At 57.2% G+C, this 1,543-nt stretch carries 1 protein-coding gene; it reads right to left on the bottom strand.

Annotated elements, in window-relative coordinates:
• Positions 1 to 1,543: apolipoprotein A-IV repeat region-like domain-containing protein (locus TRESADRAFT_RS00100; protein WP_002701644.1), on the bottom strand; the 1,543-nt coding region annotated here is incomplete at both ends.

The following is a 1,543-nucleotide window of genomic DNA, read 5'->3' as shown; positions in this document are numbered from 1 at the left end:
CAAGTCCGCGCTGATTTTGTCGAACCGTCCCGTAATGTCGCCGAAAACAGCGTCGAGTTTCGCGCTCGCGTCCGCGGAAACGGTGTCGATTTTTCCGCCGAGCTCGTCCTGCATCGCGGAAATCTTCTCGTCGTACGCGTTCTTGAGGCTCTCCGCAACGGAATTCGCTCCGGCAGTTTTCTCCTCCAAATCCGCGCTGATTTTGTCGAACCGTCCCGTGATGTCGCCGGAAACCGCGTCGAGTTTCGCGCTCGCGTCAGAAGACATCGCGTCGATTCTCGCACCGAGCCCCCCCTCGATTTCGTCGAGCCGCCCGCTCATGCCGCTTTCGATGTTGTCCGACTTCGTGACAAGCTCGTCTCGCACTCCCTCGATTTTTCCGCCAAGCTCGTCCTGCATCGCGGAAATCTTCTCGTCGTACGCAGACTTGAGGTTCTCCGCAACGGAATTGGCTCCCGCCGTCTTCTCCTCCAAATCCGCGCTGATTTTGTCGAACCGTCCCGTGATGTCGCCGGAAACAGCGTCGAGTTTTGCGCTCGCGTCGGAAGACATCGCGTCGATTCTCGCGCCGAGCCCGCCCTCGATTTCGTCGAGCCGCCCGCTCATGCCGCTTTCGATGTTGTCCGACTTCGTGACGAGTTCGTCTCGCACTCCCTCGATTTTTCCGCCGAGCTCGTCCTGCATCGCGGAAATCTTCTCGTCGTACGCGTTCTTGAGGTTCTCCGCAATCGAATTTGCGCCCGCCGTCTTCTCTTCCAAGTCCGCGCTGATTTTATCGAACCGCGCGCCGAGGTTGCCGGTGACGGTGTCGAGTTTCGCGTCAGCGTCAGAGGAAACCGATTCAAGTTTGGAATCCAGCTCGTTCTGCAGCTCGTCGATTTTTCCATGCGCCTCTTCCGAAACCGTCTCGATTTTTTCAGAGACATCTTCGCGCAAAGTCTGGACAGTACCGCTGATTTCATCAAGTTTGTCGGCGACATCATTCTCGACGCCGCTGATTTTCGATTTCGTCTCGCTCCGCAAAATATCGATGCGCGTTCCCAGTTCGTCGCTCGTATCAAAAATTTTGCCTTCAATGCCGCCGCGAACGTCCTCGATTTTTCCGCCGAGCTCATCCTGCATCGCGGAAATCTTCTCGTCGTACGCGTTCTTGAGGTTCTCCGCAATCGAATTCGCTCCCGCGGTTTTCTCTTCCAAGTCCGCGCTGATTTTGTTGAACCGTCCCGTGATGTCGCCGGAAACAGCGTCGAGTTTCGCGCTCGCGTCGGAAGACATCGCGTCGATTCTCGCGCCGAGCCCGCCCTCGATTTCGTCGAGGCGACCGCTCATGCCGCTTTCGATGTTGTCCGATTTCGTGACGAGTTCGCTGCGAACTCCCTCGATTTTTCCGCCGAGCTCGTCCTGCATCGCGGAAATCTTCTCGTCGTACGCGTTCTTGAGGTTCTCCGCAATCGAATTTGCGCCAGCCGTCTTCTCCTCCAAGTCCGCGCTGATTTTGTCGAACCTTCCCGTGATGTCGCCAGAAACAGCGTCCAACTTCGCG

This window comes from Treponema saccharophilum DSM 2985, assembly GCF_000255555.1.
In the GTDB taxonomy this organism is placed as follows: Bacteria; Spirochaetota; Spirochaetia; order Treponematales; family Treponemataceae; genus Treponema_D; species Treponema_D saccharophilum.
The sequence above is the reverse complement of the archived record's forward strand: the minus strand, read 5'-3'. Positions and strand labels throughout refer to the sequence as shown.